Here is a 17136-nt window from a genome sequence, read left to right on the forward strand (position 1 = left end):
GAGTCACCATGAGCGCGATCACCATTACCGAAGCTGCACACGATTACCTGGCTGGTCTGCTGGAAAAGCAGAACACGCCGGGCATCGGCATCCGCGTCTTCATCACCCAGCCGGGCACGCCGTACGCCGAGACCTGCATCGCCTACTGCAAGCCGGGCGAGCAGAAGCCGGACGATGTCGCCATTGGGCTCAAGAGCTTTACCGCCTGGATCGACAGCGTCAGCGAGCCGTTTCTCGAGGATGCCCTGGTGGACTACGCGACCGATCGCATGGGCGGCCAGCTGACGATCAAGGCGCCGAATGCCAAGGTGCCGATGGTCAACGAGGACAGCCCGCTCAACGAGCGCATCAACTATTATCTGCAAACCGAAATCAACCCAGGCCTGGCCAGTCATGGCGGGCAGGTCATGTTGATCGATGTCGTCGAGGAAGGCATCGCGGTGCTGCAGTTCGGTGGTGGTTGCCAAGGCTGCGGGCAGGCGGACGTGACCTTGAAAGAGGGTATCGAGAAAACGCTGTTGGCGCGTATTCCTGAACTCAAGGGCGTTCGTGACGTTACCGATCACACCAATCGCGAAAACGCCTACTACTGATCGGCCGCGGCGGGAAGGGGCGTCTTGCTGTGGTGCTCCTGGCCCGCCGCTTCACCTCAAGCCGAGCTGGCATAGCGCTGCAGGAAATGGATCAGCCCCACTTCTTCGGCGCTCAGCCACTTGCGGCGCCGAGCTGCGCGCAGCTCGGCCAGTTCGCCGCGCAGAAAAGCCTCGATGACTTCGGGGTGCACATAGCACTGCCGGCAGATGGCTGGTGTGTTGCCCAGCAATGATGAGATCTCCCGGATCGCCTCGACCAGCGTTCGGCGTGCCTGAGCTTCTGGCTGCCACGGCTGGCGTCGCAGCCGAGCCAGGGCCTGCGCGCTGCCAGCCCAGGTGCGGTAATCCTTGGCTGTGAAGCTCTGACCGGTCGATTGTCTGAGATAGTCGTTGACGTCCCCGGAGCTGACAGTGTGCCGTTGCCCCTGGTCATCCAGGTATTGAAACAGGTGCTGTCCGGGCAGCTCCATGCAGCGGCGCATCAGTCGGGCGAGGCGGCGGTCCCGCAGAGTGACCTCGTGCTCGATGCCGCTCTTGCCGCGAAAGCTGAAGCGTATGGCGCTGCCCCGAATGCTGACGTGGCGGTTGCGTAGCGTTGTGAGGCCGTAGGAGCGGTTGTCGCGGGCGTAGCGGGCATTGCCAACGCGAATCAGCGTCGATTCGAGCAGGCGTATCACCAGCGCCATCACCTTTTCGCGCGGCAGGCCAGGGAGCCCGATGTCCCGCTCCAGGCGTGCCCGAAGCCCAGGCAGGGCCTGGCCGAACTGCAGCATCCGCTGGTACTTGCCATGATCGCGAACTTCTCGCCAGCGTGGGTGATAGCGGTATTGCTTGCGGCCCCGAGCATCCCGGCCGGTGGCTTGCAAATGGCCATGGGGGTTGGCACAGATCCAGACGTCCCGATATGCCGGTGGAATGGCGAGCTTGTTGATTCGCTCGACCTCGGAAGCATCCCTGATGCGCTTGCCATCAGCGGCGAGATAGATGTACTTGCCTCGCGACAGCTTTCGCCGGATACCAGGCTGGCTATCGTCCGAATAATGCAGTTCGGGCGGCAGGTCGGGGCATAGCGGTGTGTCGGTGTCGTCGATTTCGTCGATTGAGACGGGCCTGGCACCATCAGCGATGGGAGGGGTTTGGATGTCCATGCACGTTGGCCCAGGTCGTCCCGGTTGCTTCCTTAGTCTTCACGTTCCTGGCTGTTGCGCATGAGCAGCTGGATCGCCGCGACGAGCTCGTCGATCGCTTCGCGATACAGTGCCGGCTTGCCCTCGGTTTCCGCCTGGTCGGCGTGCTTGCGGGCGGTCTCGAGATGGTCGTTGATCGAGGAATAGTCACCTAGCATGGGCGATCTCCGGGTTGGGTGCGTGTCTGGGCGGCAATCGCTGCTGCCCCATCCCTATAGCTGACCAGAGCTCCGCGTTACGGTTCGGCCCCGGCGGTCAGCGTGTTCGTTGCGATGCCAGTGCCTTGGACCAGGTCGGATTGCCGCAACGGTGGCATGCCATCGCCTGGTCGGTGTCGATTACCTGGGGAAAACCGCAGTGGGTGCAGGCATAGAGGTCGCTGGCCGGCACATGTCGGTAAGTCGGCCTGTGCTCGGGCGGGAGCACCGAAAGGCCTGGGCGTACTTCTTCGGGACTGTGAAAGTACAGGCTGACTTCGCCATCGGTTTCCAGAATCGCCAATCGTACCTGGCCGAGGTGCTCGACCCCTTGCTGGCGCAGCTCCATGAAGAACTCATCGGCGGATATCTGGTGGCTGTCGAGGTTGCGCAGGTCGTAGATACCGTCACGGATGATGGTGAGCGGCTTGCCTTCGAGCCAGGCGCCAAAGCGCGGGCTTCTGGTCATCAGGGCTACGGTCAGGCGATAGAGGCATAGCAGCGTGATGAACACCGCCGCGACGGGCAACAGTGGGACGTCTTCATAAAACGACACGTCCCCTGCAGCCGAGCCCAGCGTCAGAATGATCACCAGCTCGAATACCGATAGCTGGCGTATACCACGCCGGCCGCTCACCTTCAGGAACACGAATACCGCTATGAAGGCGAACAGCGCTCTTACCGCCACCTCCAGAAGGAACAGGGGAGGGAACTGGTCCAGCAGCATGCGCTGCAGTTCGAGGGGTGTCATCTCAGCGATCGGCCCAAGAGGTCTCGTTTCCCACGAGACGGGGTCACTCGGTGTGGCGCGCCTCTAGCGGACAGCGGCCACCTGGAACTCCAGCTCTATGCCATCGCCGGTGCCATCTCCCACCACCGAGCCCACCACAGGTTTGTGACGGACGTTACGGCCCGGGTAGGCTTCTTCCAGATGCCGCTCGGCAACCTCGGCAATGTGGTTGAGCAACCCCGTGGTTTGTGCGGCGCGGGGCACGATGAACTTCAGGGTGACGGTAAGGGCGTCGGAATCTTGCGGCAGGTTCGCCAGGCCGCTGCTTTGCCATTGATCGTTGACGTAGGCTTCTGCGCCTTTCATCGGAACCTCCTGGTTTGCATGCACGCTCTGTTCAGACCGCAAGAGCCCACCAAGGATTCCAGCGCATACAAAGCAAAAGGCCCGAGGCGGTTGCCGTCAGGCCTTTCTGCACTGAACGCGGTTGCCGCTTTAGGCCGGCATATGCCACTCGGAGAAATGCGCTCCGTTCTGGCTCAGGCGTTCGCGCGTTTGTTCCAGGGTTTGCTCAAGCTGGGCCGGGTTGCTGTAGACGCTGCTGGACATCTTGCAGCGGCCGAGCACGCGAGCATCGCGGCGGTCGATCACGCTGATGCTGACTTCGCCGTTGCCTTCGGGCAGGGTCCAGGCAACACACTGGAAGGGCTTGAAAGCGCGGTCGGTAATGAGGAGGGCGTCGTTGATGCGAAGGGTAGCGTTCATAGGGCAAAGGTCTCTCTGAATTCGGTGCGGATATTGGGTTGCCGCCAGTGATTTCGGTGCCATGGCGTTGGCCTTATCCAAATGATGCGCTCAGAGGACCCATGAGTCACATCGGAATTCAAAAAAAACTCCGTTCGTTTCAATTAGCCAAAAGTCTTAGTTCGACGGTGCCTCGTCAGTACGCTGTTTCTTCTGTCTAAGCGACTGAATATAAAGGGATTTGTTTATTTGACGCTCGGGCGCTTCGCCAGCTGTCGCCTTGCCATGCGACAACGCGCCGCAAAGCAAGGAGCCCAGGCTGGAAGCTGCGGCTTGGCGTCGGGGCACCAAGCCGAAAGGGGTCAGATCTTGAACTGCTGCAGGATGTTGTTCAGCCGGTCGGCAAGTTCACCGAGATGCTTGCCGGCTTCGCTCGATTGCTCGGCAGCGTCGGTGCTGTGCTGCGCCAGGCTGGCGGCCTGGGTAACGTTCTGATTGATGTCTTCGACCACGTGCGACTGTTGCAGGGTGGCGCTGGCAATCGAGGCGTTGAGGCCCGAGATGTTGCGCAATGCCTGCGCAATCTGTCCAAGGCTTTCACCGGCCTGGCTGGCCTGCTCGACGGTTGCCTGCGAAGCCCGGTTGCTTTCCATGATGACGTTGACGGCGGCGCCGGAGTTCTTTTGCAGGCGTTCGATCATGGTATGGATCTCAGCCGTGGATTGCTGGGTCCGCTGCGCCAGCAAGCGCACCTCGTCAGCCACTACCGCGAAGCCGCGACCCTGTTCGCCGGCACGGGCCGCCTCGATGGCTGCGTTCAGCGCCAGCAGGTTGGTCTGATCGGCAATCGAGCCAATGACGTCGAGCACGCTGCCGATCTTGCTGGTTTCGTCGGCCAGCGACTGAATGACCTCGACTGCCTGCCCGATGGTCGAAGACAGCTGATCGATCTGTTGCAGGCTGGTCTCGATATTCTGCTGGCCATGCCCGGCCTGGCCCTCGGCGTCGCCGACTTCGTTGGAAGCGTGCTCGGCGTTCTTGGCTACTTCCTGCACTGCATAGGTGACTTCGTTGATGGCTGTGGCGACCAGCTCCATCTGTTGCAGCTGTTGCTGGCTTTGCTCATAGGCCTCGCGGGACACGCTACCCAGCGTGCGCGAAGACTGTGCCAGCGACTCGGCGGTTTCGAGCAGTTGGCCGATGACGCTGCGCAACTTGCGGGTGAATGCGTTGAAATCCCGGCCAAGGGCGGTCAGCTCGTCACTGCCGGAAACATCCAGCTCATGAGTAAGATCCGCTTCGCCACTGGCGATGTTGGCCATTGCTGCCATGGAATTGCGCAGAGGCGCCGTGATGCTGCGGATGAGGATGGCCACCAGCACAGCCATCAGCGCGGCGATAGCGAGGCCGATGATGGAGAAGCGAGTCAGGTAGTTACGAAACTCCGCTTCGACATCGTCAACGTAGATGCCTGAACCGATGATCCAGCCCCATGGCTTGAACAATTGGACATACGAAACCTTGGGAACCGGCTGTTCTTCGCCAGGTTTGGCCCACATATAGTCAACGGTGCCTGCGCCGTCGCGCTTGGCGACCGCAACCATTTCGTTGAATAACGCTTTGCCGTTCGGGTCCTTGATGCCGGAGAGGTTCTGCCCGTCGAGCTTGGGCTGCATCGGATGCATGATCATGGTCGGCCCCAGATCATTGATCCAGAAATAGTCGCTCTGGCGGTAGCGCAGTGTACGGACCTGTTCCAGTGCAGCGCGCTGTGCCTGTTCAGTCGTCATCTGGCCGCCTATTTCCAGGCGATGGTAATGGTCGAAGATGCCCGCGGCTGTTTCCACCACGTTTCGGGTCATCTCCTGCTTGCCCTTGTAGAGGTCCTCGCGAACCTGCTGGATCATGAGCATGCCCAACACGAAGAGCATCAGCGTCGCGACGACGGGTATGAGCCAAAGCCTTTTACTGATGGGGTACTTGCGCAACAGATTCATTTGGTTACTCCCAGTGCAGCTTTCGATTTCTTGTAATGGCAACGGCCGACCTTTCCGGAATCGGGTGTATCCGGAGGCGCTTCTTCGAGCAGGCCGTTTGCAAACTCCCAATAGCTTTTCGGCTGCCCCTGGCTAAAAATGAGCCCCCACTAAAGTCGAGGGTGGAATTTACTTGTCCGCCGTCGGTCAGATCAGCGGCCTGGCCAAGCGCTAGGCGCCTTCCTTTTGTTGTTTTCGAGTGCGATGGGCTTCATCGCTGATGGGGAATAGATGGATCTTTGGCTTGCGGTACAAGCGCTGATACTCGGTGTCGTAGAAGGCATCACTGAATTTCTTCCAATCTCCAGCACTGGCCACCAGATCATCGTTGCCGACCTGATCGGTTTTGGCGGCGAGCGGGCGATTGCTTTCAATATCATCATCCAGCTGGCCGCGATTCTCGCGGTCGTCTGGCAGTATCGAGACAGGGTGCTGGGCGTGATAGTTGGGTTGCCCAAGGAACGTCCGGCTCAGAATTTCACGCTCAACCTGCTGGTGGCCTTCATTCCCGCGGCTGTGCTGGGGGTCGCATTCGCCGACCTGATCCACGAATACCTGTTCAACCCCATCACCGTCGCCACGGCACTGGTCATCGGTGGGGTGATCATGCTCTGGGCTGAGCGACGCGACCACAGCGTCCAGGCCGAGACTGTCGACGACATGAACTGGAAGCTGGCATTGAAGGTGGGTTTCGCGCAGTGCCTGGCGCTGGTACCGGGCACATCCCGTTCCGGCTCGACCATTATCGGAGGCTTGCTATTTGGTCTGTCCCGCAAGGCGGCAACCGAGTTCTCGTTCTTCCTGGCCATGCCGACAATGGTCGGAGCGGCGGTTTATTCCGGCTACAAGTATCGCGATCTGTTCCAGCCGTCCGATCTGCCCGTATTTGCAATCGGTTTCGTCACATCGTTCGTGTTCGCGATGCTCGCCGTCCGGGCTCTGCTCAAGTTCATCGGCAATCACAGCTATGCCACATTCGCCTGGTACCGGATCGTCTTCGGCATCGTGATTCTTGCGACCTGGCAGTTCGGCATCATCGATTGGAGCACCGCTCAAGGCTGACCGACCACGCGGGCCTTTTCGTGTAGCAGAAGCCCTGCCGGATAGGCGGGGCTTTTTCATGTTTCGTTTTGGGGCAACCGCCGCTCTACGCTCGCTCGGATATGCCTGTTCGGCCGATTCCAGGCCGCCCGGATTGCTCAGCCAAGCCGTGTGCGGCATGCGGCTGCTGCGTTCAGGGCGGCTCTTTCTGCCGGGGTGACTTCTGTCTATCGAGCCACTAGAATGCTTGCCCATTCTGGGGCCGGAACGCCCGGCTTATGTCTGTGCAACGAGGAAAATCCATGCAAGTTTCTGTTGAAAGCACCTCCGCTCTTGAGCGCCGCATGACCATTGGCGTGCCGGTCGAGCGCATCGAGACCGAAGTCAACAAGCGTCTGCAACAGACCGCCAGTCGTGCCAAGATCCCAGGCTTCCGTCCCGGCAAGGTGCCGATGAGCGTCATCCGCCAGCGCTATGAAGCCGCTGCGCGTCAGGAAATCCTCGGAGACCTCATCCAGGCGACCTTCTACGAAGCAATCGTCGCCGAGAAGCTGAATCCAGCCGGCGCTCCGTCCGTCGAGCCCAAGGTGTTCGAGAAGGGCAAGGATCTTGAGTACGTTGCCACCTTCGAGGTGTTTCCGGAGTTCGAGGTCGTCGGTCTGGACAAGATCGAGGTCGAGCGCCTGCAGGCGGACGTCACCGATGCCGACGTCGACAATATGCTGGACATCCTGCGCAAGCAGAACACCCGTTACGAAACGGCTGACCGCGCTGCCGAGAACGGCGATCAGGTGAATATCGATTTCGTGGGCAAGATCGATGGCGAAGCGTTCGCAGGCGGCTCCGCCAAAGGGACTCAGCTGGTGCTGGGCTCCGGTCGCATGATTCCTGGCTTCGAGGACGCTCTGGTGGGCGCGAAGGCGGGTGAAGAGCGCGTCATCAACCCGACTTTCCCTGAGGATTACCAGAACCTCGATCTGGCCGGCAAGACCGCTGAGTTCACCGTGACGGTCAACAGTGTGGCGGCTGCTCAGTTGCCGGAGCTGAACGACGAATTCTTCGCTCAGTTCGGTGTGCAGGAAGGCGGGCTTGAAGGCTTCCGTGCCGAAGTGAAGAAGAACATGGAGCGTGAGCTGCGCCAGGCCATCAAGAACAAGGTGAAGAACCAAGTGATGGAAGGCCTGGTGGCCAACAATCCGATCGAAGTGCCCAAGGCGCTGATCGATAACGAAGTGAATCGTCTGCGCGTCCAGGCCGTCCAGCAGTTCGGTGGTAACATCAAGCCCGATCAGCTGCCGGCTGAACTTTTTGCGGAGCAGGCCAAGCGTCGCGTGCTGCTGGGTCTGATCGTGGCTGAAGTGGTCAAGCAGAAAGAGCTCAAGCCGGACGAGAATCGCGTTCGCGAACTGATCGAGGAAATGGCATCGGCCTATCAGGAGCCCGAGCAGGTGGTGGCCTGGTACTACAAGAACGCTGAGCAGTTGAACGAAGTGCGTTCGGTTGTGCTCGAAGAGCAAGTTGTAGATACTGTTCTGCAGCAGGCCAAGGTCACCGACAAGACGGTGTCCTATGAAGAAGCGGTCAAGCCTGCGGAAGCCCCGCAAGCCGCCTGATCTCTTCCATTTTCTCGAGTGCACAAACATAAGCCAGCCTCGTGCTGGCTTATGTGTTTGAGGCATGACATAGGGAGTATCGTTGGAACATGTCCCGCAATTCTTTCATGCAGGCTCCGGATGTTCAGGCCGCAGGTGGTCTGGTCCCGATGGTTATCGAGCAGTCCGCTCGTGGCGAACGCGCCTATGACATCTATTCCCGACTTCTCAAGGAGCGGGTGATTTTCATGGTGGGGCAGGTCGAGGACTACATGGCCAACCTCATCGTCGCTCAGCTGCTTTTTCTCGAGGCGGAAAACCCGGAGAAGGACATCCACCTGTACATCAATTCCCCCGGCGGATCGGTGACAGCAGGCATGTCCATCTACGACACCATGCAGTTCATCAAGCCTGATGTCTCGACCATCTGTATCGGTCAGGCCTGCAGCATGGGTGCACTGCTACTCGCCGGCGGCGCAGCGGGCAAGCGTTACTGCCTGCCTCACTCTCGCATGATGATTCACCAGCCGCTGGGCGGATTCCAGGGGCAGGCGTCGGACATCGAAATCCACGCGCGCGAGATCCTGACGATCCGCGAGAGGCTGAACAAAGTGCTGGCTCAGCATACCGGGCAGCCCATCGACGTCATTGCGCGTGACACCGATCGTGACAATTTCATGAGCGGTGACGAGGCCGTGAAGTACGGCCTGATCGATCAGGTCCTGACCCACCGTCAGCTGGCGGTCTGATCTGCATGGCCGTCGGTTCGACGGCCTTCCCTTGGGCTTGAAAAAGCCCACGATTGCCTTCATCTTCTTTTTCCAAGCTTTCCCGATTGGATCGATCGAATGACTGATACCCGCAACGGCGAGGATTCCGGCAAACTGCTTTATTGCTCCTTCTGTGGCAAAAGCCAGCATGAAGTGCGCAAGTTGATTGCCGGTCCCTCCGTTTTCATCTGCGACGAGTGCGTCGACCTGTGCAATGACATCATTCGTGAAGAGGTCCAGGAAGCACAGGCCGAGAGCAGCTCGCACAAGCTCCCTGCGCCTAAGGAAATCAGCGGCATTCTCGACCAGTACGTCATTGGTCAGGAGCGTGCCAAGAAGATCCTGGCGGTGGCTGTCTACAACCACTACAAGCGGCTCAACCAGCGTGACCGGAAGGAAGAGGTCGAACTGGGCAAGAGCAACATCTTGCTGATCGGTCCGACCGGTTCGGGCAAGACCCTGCTTGCGGAGACGCTGGCACGCCTGCTCAACGTGCCGTTCACGATCGCCGATGCCACGACGCTGACCGAGGCCGGTTATGTCGGTGAGGACGTCGAGAACATCATTCAGAAGCTGCTGCAGAAGTGCGATTACGATGTCGAGAAGGCTCAGATGGGCATTGTCTACATCGATGAGATCGACAAGATCTCGCGCAAGTCGGATAACCCTTCGATCACTCGCGACGTGTCGGGCGAGGGGGTGCAGCAGGCGCTGCTCAAGTTGATCGAGGGAACCGTGGCCTCCGTTCCTCCGCAAGGAGGGCGCAAACATCCACAGCAGGAGTTTCTGCAGGTGGACACGCGCAACATCCTGTTCATCTGTGGCGGTGCCTTCGCCGGATTGGAGAAGGTCATTCAGGCGCGCTCCACGCAGGGCGGGATTGGCTTCAGTGCCGAGGTGCGCAGCAAGGACCCGGGCAAGAAGGTCGGAGAAGCGCTTCGTGCAGTTGAGCCTGACGATCTGGTCAAGTTCGGCCTAATCCCGGAGTTCGTCGGTCGCCTACCGGTGATCGCGACGCTGGACGAACTCGACGAACCGGCCCTGATTCAGATTCTCACCGAGCCGAAGAATGCGCTGACCAAGCAGTATGCCAAGCTGTTCGAACTCGAGGGGGTTGAGCTGGAATTCCGCACGGACGCGCTCAAGGCCATCGCAGCGCGGGCTTTGGAGCGCAAGACGGGGGCGCGTGGTTTGCGTTCGATTCTCGAGGGCGTATTGCTGGATACCATGTACGAGATTCCGTCTCAGAAGGATGTCAGCAAGGTTGTCATCGATGAGAGTGTGATCGAGGGCACGTCCAAGCCCTTGCTGATCTACGAGAACAGCGAGCCGCCTGCCAAGGCTGCGCCTGAGGCGTAAAGAGCGAAGGGGCCCTCGGGCCCCTTTGCATTTATTGCCTTCTTGTTTTTTAACGGGCGTGCCCCCATCTTAGTTTTCATGGGTGCGCCCGTCCGTTTACCGCCGCAAGGCCGTCGTAGAGCTGAATTATGAAGACAATCGTCGAACTGCCCCTCTTGCCCCTGCGCGATGTCGTGGTTTATCCGCATATGGTCATTCCGCTTTTCGTGGGCCGCGAGAAGTCCATCGAGGCTTTGGAGTCCGCCATGGCCGGCGACAAGCAGATCCTGCTCGTGGCGCAACGGAACCCGGCCGACGACGATCCAGCCGAAGACGCCCTGTATCGCGTCGGTACGGTCGCTACCGTATTGCAGTTACTGAAATTGCCTGACGGCACCGTAAAGGTGTTGGTCGAGGGCGAGCAGCGCGGTGCAATCGAAAGCTTTTTCGAGGTTGAGGAGCACTGCCGTGCCAAGGTCAGCCTCATTGAAGAGGCGGAAGTCGATGAGCGCGAGGCGGAAGTCTTCACCCGCAGCCTGCTCAGTCAATTCGAACAGTATGTGCAATTGGGTAAAAAGGTACCGGCCGAGGTGCTTTCCTCGCTGACCGGAATCGAAGATCCGTCGCGTCTGGTCGACACCATGGCCGCCCATATGGCCTTGAAGATCGAGCAGAAGCAGGAAATTCTCGAGGTCACCGAGCTGCCGGCGCGGGTAGAGCATGTCTTGGCTCTGCTGGACGCGGAAATAGACCTGCTGCAAGTCGAGAAGCGTATCCGCGGGCGCGTCAAGAAGCAGATGGAGCGTAGCCAGCGCGAGTACTACCTCAACGAGCAGATGAAGGCGATCCAGAAGGAGCTCGGTGACCTCGACGAGGGCCACAACGAGATCGATGACCTGAAAAAGCGCATCGAGAACGCGGGGCTGAGCAAGGACGCCTACGCCAAGGCGCAAGCCGAACTCAACAAGCTCAAGCAGATGTCGCCGATGTCCGCGGAAGCCACTGTGGTGCGGACGTACATCGACTGGTTGGTCAATGTGCCCTGGAAGGCTGCGAGCAAGGTGCGTCTCGACCTGGCCAAGGCCGAGCAGGTGCTCGACGCTGACCATTATGGGCTCGAAGAGGTCAAGGATCGCATCCTCGAGTATCTCGCCGTACAGAAGCGCGTCAAGAAACTGAAGGGGCCGGTCCTGTGTCTGGTCGGCCCGCCCGGGGTGGGCAAGACCTCGCTGGCCGAGTCGATCGCTCGTTCGACCAATCGCAAGTTCGTTCGCATGGCCCTGGGTGGCGTGCGTGACGAGGCCGAGATTCGCGGCCATCGGCGCACCTATATCGGCTCGATGCCAGGACGTCTTATCCAGAAGATGACCAAGGTCGGCGTACGCAACCCGCTGTTCCTGCTCGATGAAATCGACAAGATGGCCAGCGACATGCGCGGTGACCCTGCCTCGGCACTACTCGAGGTGCTGGACCCCGAGCAGAACCACAATTTCAACGACCATTATCTGGAGGTCGACTACGACCTTTCGGACGTCATGTTCATCTGCACCGCGAACTCGATGAACATCCCTGCGCCGCTTCTTGATCGGATGGAGGTCATTCGTCTGCCCGGCTATACGGAAGACGAGAAGGTCAACATCGCCATTCGCTATCTGGTTCCCAAGCAGGTCAAGGCGAATGGATTGAAGGAAAGCGAACTGGCGTTCCAGGAGCAGAGCATACGTGACGTCATTCGCTACTACACACGCGAGGCCGGTGTGCGGAGCCTCGAGCGTCAACTGGCGAAGGTCTGCCGCAAGGTGGTCAAGGAGCATGCGGCGGAAAAGCGCTTCCACGTGACGGTTACACCTGATTCGCTCGAACACTTCCTCGGCGTGCGCAAGTTCCGCTATGGGCTCGCCGAGCAGCAGGATCAGATTGGTCAGGTTACTGGTCTGGCCTGGACCCAGGTGGGTGGCGAGCTGCTGACCATCGAAGCGGCCGTCGTCCCTGGCAAGGGTCGGCTGACCAAGACTGGCTCGCTCGGCGAAGTCATGGGCGAGTCGATTACCGCCGCACTCACGGTAGTGCGAAGCCGCGCGCGCAGCCTGGGTATCGCGCCGGACTTCCATGAGAAGCAGGATATCCATATCCACGTGCCCGAAGGGGCCACGCCGAAGGATGGACCTAGCGCCGGCATTGGCATGTGTACGGCACTGGTTTCTGCACTGACGCAGATTCCTGTGCGTGCCGATGTTGCCATGACCGGAGAGATCACCTTGCGTGGTCAGGTGCTCGCTATCGGTGGGCTGAAGGAGAAATTGCTCGCGGCTCACAGGGGCGGAATCAAGACGGTCATCATCCCCGAAGAAAATCAACGTGATCTGAAAGAGATTCCTGAAAATATTAAGCAGGACCTGCAGATTAAACCGGTAAAGTGGATTGACGAGGTCCTGCAAATTGCGCTGCAATACGCGCCGGAGCCCTTGCCCGATGCGGCTCCCGAGATAGTTGCAACGGAAGACAAGCGCGAGTCTGATTCCAAGGAGCGAATCAGCACGCATTAGGCGGAGCGGCTGATTGACACTATCGTGTGCCCCATTCATGAGCCGGCCCCTGGTGTCATAAGCCATTCCTGCATAGCTTTGCTTGCACCCAAAAATTAAAGATACGACTCAACAGAAATAAGGGGACTTAGAGTGAACAAGTCGGAACTGATCGATGCTATCGCTGCATCTGCTGATATTCCAAAAGCTGTTGCTGGCCGCGCGCTAGATGCAGTGATCGAGTCTGTCACCGGCGCCCTGAAGGCTGGTGACTCTGTCGTGCTGGTCGGTTTCGGCACTTTCGCCGTCAAAGAGCGCGCCGCACGTACTGGCCGCAACCCGCAGACTGGCAAGCCGATCAACATCGCTGCCGCCAAGATCCCGGGTTTCAAAGCTGGCAAGGCTCTGAAAGACGCTGTCAACTAAGCGTTTTCGATCCCGTCGAGGCCTATTGGGCTTCGACTGGGGCGGAGAGGCGTACAGGCCTGGCCTGTAACGCCAAGGCTTGGGGAACGTCATCCGCTCCAAAGCTCCGAGAAGGCGCATCCCAGGATGCGCCTTTCGTTTATCTGGTTATCACCGACGTCACGTAAGGCACCACGTGGCTGCTCCTCGGGGGATGCATGCTTCAGAACATCAGGGACAACTCTCAGGGGTTGATCGCCAAGACCATCATCGGCGTCATCGTTGTGCTGCTGGCGTTGACCGGTTTCGATGCGATCTTCAATGCTGCAGGGAACAAGCAGAACGTTGCCGAGGTGAATGGTGATCCCATTTCCCGCTACGACCTCGAGCAGGCCGTCAACATGCAACGTCGCCAGCTTGCGCAGCAGCTGGGGCGTGATTTCGATGCATCCATGCTCGACGACAAGTTGCTGCGTGAGGCAGCACTGAACGGGCTCGTCGATCGCATGCTGCTGCTTCACGCGGCGCGCGAGGCCGATTTCGCCTTCTCCACGCAGGCGCTTGACCAGCTCATTCTGCAGACGCCGGAATTCCAGGTCGATGGCAAGTTCGATGCGGCGCGCTTTGACCAGGTCATCCAGCAGATGGGCTATTCGCGTCTGCAGTTCCGCCAGTTGCTTGAGCAGGAAATGCTGATCGGTCAGCTGCGTGCAGGCATTTCGGGCACCGGTTTCGTGACGGACCAGCAGGTCGATAACTTTGCGCGGCTCGAAATGCAGACCCGCGACTTCGATGCGCTGACTGTTCCAGCGGCTACCGATGCCGTCCAGGTGACGGACGAGGAGATACAGGCCCATTACCAAGAGTATTCCGATCGTTACCGTTCGCCGGAGCAGGTCGTCCTTGAGTACGTCGAGCTCAGCAAGGATGCCTTCTTCGATCAGGTCGAAGTCGATGAAAAAGCTTTGCAGGCGCTCTATGAAAAGCAGGTCGCCAACCTGGCGGAGCAGCGTCGTGCCGCACATATCTTGATCGAGACCGGCGAGCTGTCCGATGAGCAGGCCAAGGCCAAGCTCGAAGAGGTCGCCAAGCGGCTGCAGGCCGGAGAATCGTTTGCGGATCTCGCCAAGGAATTCTCGCAGGATCCTGGTTCGGCAAGCGAGGGCGGCGACCTTGGGTACGCGGGTCCTGGCGTCTACGATCCGGCGTTCGAGGAGGCGCTCTACGCCCTGCAGGAGGGCGAGGTTTCGCAGCCGGTGAAGACCGAGTTCGGCTGGCACCTGATCAAGTTGCTCGGCGTGCAATCGCCTGAGGTGCCGACGCTGGAAAGCATGAAGCCGCAACTGATGCGCGAGCTCAAGGCCCAGCAGGTCGAACAGCGTTTTGTCGAAGCATCCAAACAGCTCGAGGATTCTGCATTCGAATCGTCGGATCTGGCGCAGCCGGCCCAGGAGCTTGGGCTGAAGGTCGAAACCACCCCGGCATTCGGTCGTGAGGGTGGTGAGGGCATTGCAGCGAACCGCCAGGTTCTACAGGCCGCGTTCAGCGACGAGGTATTGGTCGATGGCGCCAACAGCGCGTTGATCGAACTGGATCCGGATACGGTCGTCGTGGTGCGGGTCAAACAGCACATGCAGCCTGAGCAGCGCCCTCTGGATGAGGTGCGTGAGAGCATCGTCGAGCAGCTGCGCAAGCAGAAAGCAGCGGAGCAGGCGCGCCAGAATGGTGAGGCGATGTTGGCGAAGCTGCGCGAAGGTGGCCAGGTCGACGGTAAGTGGGAGACCCACGAAGCCGCAACCCGTGCGCAGGATGGCATCGCCCCGGCCGTGCTGCAGACCGTATTTCGTATGCCGCGTCCCGCTGAAGGCGGCAGCCCGACGTTTGCGGGCCAGTCGCTGGATAATGGAGATTACGTGGTCTTGCGTCTGAAGGGCGTCAATGAGCCCGAGCAGGCCCTGTCGGACGAAGAGCGCCGCAACTATCGACGCTTCCTTGCTTCGCGTATCGGTCAGCAGGACTTCGAATCGTTCCGCAAGAAGGAACAGGCTGAGGCCGAAATCGAGCGTTTCTGATTCCAGGTCTGGTCAACGCCATCTCCGTTGCTCGCTGAACGGAGATGGCTCCGGCGGGGGAGTGGGCGTCTGGCATAAGCCAGGCAAACACTCCCCCGTTGCGTTTCGGCCGTTAGATGATCACGCCCTGGCTGCGCAGGTAGTCGTCATAGCTACCACTGAAGTCGGTAATGCCGTTCTCCGAGAGTTCGATGATGCGCGTGGCCAGCGAGGAAACGAACTCGCGGTCGTGACTGACGAAAATCAGCGTGCCGGGGTAGTTCTCCAGGGCCAGGTTCAGCGCTTCGATCGATTCCATATCGAGGTGGTTGGTCGGCTCATCCATCACTAGCACGTTCGGTTTGGCGAGGATCAGTTTGCCGAACAGCATCCGCCCTTGCTCACCACCGGAAATCACCTTCACGGACTTCTTGATCTCATCGTTGGAGAACAGCATGCGGCCCAGGGTGCCGCGTACCAGCTGCTCGCCACCGGTTGTCCACTGCGACATCCAGTCGAACAGGCTCATGTCCTGCTCGAAGTCCTCGGCGTGGTCTTGGGCGAAGTAGCCTACGTCGGCGCTTTCAGCCCATTTCACTTCGCCGCTGGTGGCCGGCATGTCACCGACCAGGGTTCGCAGCAAGGTGGTCTTGCCGATGCCGTTGGGGCCGATGATCGCGATGCGTTCGCCGGCCTCGATCTGCATGGAGAGATTCTTGAACAGCGGTACGCCGTCGTAGCCCTGAGCGACTGCTTCCAGGGTGACCGCCTGGCGGTGCAGTTTTTTCTGCTGCTCGAAACGGATGAACGGGCTCACGCGGCTGGACGGCTTGACTTCGTCGAGTTGAATCTTGTCGATCTGACGCGCTCGGCTGGTGGCCTGTTTGGCCTTGGACGCGTTCGCCGAAAAGCGGCTGACGAACTGCTGGAGTTCGGCGATCTGCGCCTTCTTCTTCGCATTGTCGGCCAGCAGACGCTCGCGCGCTTGCGTGGCTGCCGTCATGTACTCGTCATAGTTGCCCGGGAACAGGCGCAACTCGCCATAGTCCAGATCGGCCATGTGAGTGCAGACCGAGTTCAGGAAGTGGCGGTCGTGGGAAATGATGATCATGGTGGAGTTGCGCGCGGTGAGCACGGTTTCCAGCCAGCGGATGGTATTGATGTCGAGGTGGTTGGTCGGCTCGTCGAGCAACAGCACCTCGGGATCGGCAAACAGCGCCTGCGCAAGCAGCACGCGCAGCTTCCAGCCGGGCGCGACTGCGCTCATCGGGCCGAAATGCTGGTCCAGCGGAATCCCCAGCCCGAGCAGCAGTTCGCCAGCGCGCGATTCGGCTGTGTAGCCGTCGTACTCGGCGAACTGGACTTCGAGTTCAGCGACCTTCATGCCATCGTCTTCGCTCATTTCCGGCAGCGCATAGATGCGGTCGCGTTCGGCCTTGACCTGCCAGAGCTCCTCGTGCCCCATGATCACGGTGTCGATCACTGAGAAGTCTTCATACGCGAACTGGTCCTGGCGCAGCTTGCCCAGGCGCGTATTGGGTTCGAGCATGACTTGGCCGGCCGATGGTTCGAGTTCGCCGCCAAGAATCTTCATGAAGGTCGACTTGCCGCAACCGTTGGCGCCGATCAGGCCATAGCGATTGCCGTTGCCGAACTTGACGGACACGTTCTCGAATAGCGGCTTGGCGCCGAACTGCATGGTGATGTTGGCGGTAGAAATCAAGGGTCTGTCCTGCGTGCTGTATGACGGTGTTTAAGAGGGCTGGTGCGTGGGCGGCCGTTGGCGTGCGCGTTGCGCGCAGAGGGCGGCGCTGCTGGCAGAGGGATGTGGTTGCGTGGCAACAGGGCTTTGCTCGCCGAGGAGCTTGCTGCGGCGCAAAGGGGCGTTATGGTAACACTTGCCGTGCCCGAGTTCAGCCCGCCGTTT

General features: G+C 59.8%; 15 protein-coding genes. 8 read left to right on the plus strand and 7 right to left on the minus strand.

What is annotated here, in order from left to right; translation table 11 throughout:
• The first annotated feature begins 8 nt into the window (after window positions 1-8).
• Window positions 9-593 carry a Fe-S biogenesis protein NfuA gene (nfuA, locus tag CL52_RS09105; RefSeq protein ID WP_041105633.1) on the plus strand — a complete coding sequence of 195 codons (585 nt, stop codon included), beginning with the start codon at window positions 9-11 and terminating at the stop codon, window positions 591-593.
• Window positions 594-649: 56 nt separating this feature from the next.
• Here nfuA and CL52_RS09110 read toward each other — a convergent pair whose 3' ends face one another.
• The 6 genes from CL52_RS09110 to CL52_RS09130 form a co-directional block, all read right to left on the minus strand.
• Complete coding sequence (locus CL52_RS09110; RefSeq protein ID WP_043220027.1) at window positions 650-1741, minus strand: DNA topoisomerase IB; 1092 nt, start codon at window positions 1739-1741, stop codon at window positions 650-652.
• Window positions 1742-1773: 32 nt separating this feature from the next.
• Window positions 1774-1938: a hypothetical protein gene (locus CL52_RS21335; RefSeq protein WP_165563479.1), complete on the minus strand. Its 165-nt coding sequence runs from the start codon at window positions 1936-1938 to the stop codon at window positions 1774-1776.
• Between the two features lie 97 nt (window positions 1939-2035).
• Window positions 2036-2728, minus strand: coding sequence for a DUF421 domain-containing protein (locus tag CL52_RS09115; RefSeq protein WP_043220030.1), 693 nt, complete (start codon window positions 2726-2728; stop codon window positions 2036-2038).
• Window positions 2729-2791: 63 nt separating this feature from the next.
• A complete protein-coding gene (locus tag CL52_RS09120) occupies window positions 2792-3073 on the minus strand; it encodes a hypothetical protein (RefSeq protein WP_043220032.1) in 282 nt (93 codons plus the stop codon).
• Between the two features lie 129 nt (window positions 3074-3202).
• On the minus strand, window positions 3203-3472 hold the full coding sequence (locus CL52_RS09125; protein WP_041105629.1) for a hypothetical protein: 270 nt from the start codon (window positions 3470-3472) through the stop codon (window positions 3203-3205).
• Between the two features lie 341 nt (window positions 3473-3813).
• On the minus strand, window positions 3814-5448 hold the full coding sequence (locus tag CL52_RS09130) for a methyl-accepting chemotaxis protein (protein WP_043220036.1): 1635 nt from the start codon (window positions 5446-5448) through the stop codon (window positions 3814-3816).
• A gap of 270 nt (window positions 5449-5718) precedes the next feature.
• Here CL52_RS09130 and CL52_RS09135 point away from each other — a divergent pair, with 270 nt between their 5' ends.
• The 7 genes from CL52_RS09135 (at window position 5719) to CL52_RS09165 (ending at window position 15230) form a co-directional block, all read left to right on the plus strand.
• The gene (locus tag CL52_RS09135) at window positions 5719-6549 is read left to right on the plus strand and encodes an undecaprenyl-diphosphate phosphatase (RefSeq protein WP_043220038.1); all 831 of its coding nucleotides are present in this window, start codon (window positions 5719-5721) and stop codon (window positions 6547-6549) included.
• A 281-nt stretch (window positions 6550-6830) separates the two neighbouring features.
• Entirely contained in the window at window positions 6831-8141 is a 1311-nt protein-coding gene (gene tig / locus CL52_RS09140; RefSeq protein ID WP_041105626.1) for a trigger factor, read from the plus strand.
• 89 nt (window positions 8142-8230) lie between these two features.
• Window positions 8231-8869, plus strand: coding sequence for an ATP-dependent Clp endopeptidase proteolytic subunit ClpP (gene clpP / locus CL52_RS09145; RefSeq protein ID WP_041105625.1), 639 nt, complete (start codon window positions 8231-8233; stop codon window positions 8867-8869).
• 99 nt (window positions 8870-8968) lie between these two features.
• Window positions 8969-10249 (plus strand): ATP-dependent Clp protease ATP-binding subunit ClpX, encoded by a 1281-nt coding sequence (gene clpX / locus CL52_RS09150; RefSeq protein WP_043220042.1) that lies wholly within the window; start codon window positions 8969-8971, stop codon window positions 10247-10249.
• A 128-nt stretch (window positions 10250-10377) separates the two neighbouring features.
• Window positions 10378-12774, plus strand: a complete 2397-nt coding sequence (gene lon, locus CL52_RS09155; protein ID WP_043220045.1) for an endopeptidase La — start codon at window positions 10378-10380, stop codon at window positions 12772-12774.
• A gap of 132 nt (window positions 12775-12906) precedes the next feature.
• Window positions 12907-13179 carry a nucleoid-associated protein HU-beta gene (gene hupB, locus CL52_RS09160; RefSeq protein WP_003282502.1) on the plus strand — a complete coding sequence of 91 codons (273 nt, stop codon included), beginning with the start codon at window positions 12907-12909 and terminating at the stop codon, window positions 13177-13179.
• Between the two features lie 197 nt (window positions 13180-13376).
• Entirely contained in the window at window positions 13377-15230 is a 1854-nt protein-coding gene (locus CL52_RS09165) for a SurA N-terminal domain-containing protein (protein WP_043220049.1), read from the plus strand.
• Between the two features lie 112 nt (window positions 15231-15342).
• Here CL52_RS09165 and CL52_RS09170 read toward each other — a convergent pair whose 3' ends face one another.
• Complete coding sequence (locus CL52_RS09170; protein WP_043220051.1) at window positions 15343-16932, minus strand: ABC-F family ATPase; 1590 nt, start codon at window positions 16930-16932, stop codon at window positions 15343-15345.
• Between the last annotated feature and the right edge of the window lie 204 nt (window positions 16933-17136).

This window comes from Stutzerimonas balearica DSM 6083 (assembly GCF_000818015.1).
Taxonomy (GTDB): Bacteria; Pseudomonadota; Gammaproteobacteria; order Pseudomonadales; family Pseudomonadaceae; genus Stutzerimonas; species Stutzerimonas balearica.